Raw genomic sequence first — 739 nt, 5'->3', positions numbered from 1 at the left:
TTCTAATACTTTGGMGGTCATCGACCGCTKGATCGGTAATATCAMCGATGMCCTTTTGCACGATTACCCGCGCTGTGGTKCMGGTTTTTCGTGTTCCGTACCCCMAGAGAGGMGCCAGTTACGCACCTCAGAMTAGGGACGCTTGCGCCCTTCATCTGCGGCGCGGMTTCCGTCTCGAACGGCGTCAGCMAACGCTGTCGTCTCGKCGTCGTCATGCTGGACAATCGGGTGTGCGCTCATCATGCCGCTCCTGTCGCTCAATCAAGTTCAGACATTGATACTACCGGAAAACGGTAGTTTTAGCCGCTAAAATTTCTTTGCTTCATGAGCAGACAGAATAATCAGAAAAAAACATTGGTGCAGACCCAGAGCGAAKGCAGCGCGCTAGCGCCGCAGGCTGCTCAGGTATAAATATTACTCGGATTTAGAATATACCTTAGGATCAAAKCGGTCTCTATAATCTTGAGTAAAAGCTTGGCCTATACCATTTAATCTTGAGTCTAGTGGGCGTGTAAACTTGGCGCTTAAATTAAAATTTGGGTATTTCCCTGTTATTKTTGGATGTAAATAAGCAGCTATTTCTACGTCTGATTGAGATATATATCTTCCTGCCCATTTTTCTATAATATGCTTTAGAGCTCTACTGTGTTTTGGTTTTGTTTTTATTGTTGTCTGAGCATCTAACCATTCATACGCCATCCTAATACAGTCTTCATGCTCGTGAAGAATGTCTGATGGA

1 protein-coding gene is annotated in these 739 nt (G+C 45.2%); it reads right to left on the bottom strand.

The annotated features are described in order from the left end of the window. Positions 1 to 414 precede the first annotated feature (414 nt). Positions 415 to 739, bottom strand: a 325-nt coding sequence (locus KP708_RS15410; protein ID WP_215757238.1) for a hypothetical protein, incomplete at its 5' end; no start/stop codon positions are given.

Origin of the sequence: Gluconobacter sp. P5H9_a (assembly GCF_018812085.1) — a bacterium.
Lineage (GTDB): Bacteria > Pseudomonadota > Alphaproteobacteria > Acetobacterales > Acetobacteraceae > Gluconobacter.
This window is presented reverse-complemented; position numbering and strand designations above follow the sequence as displayed.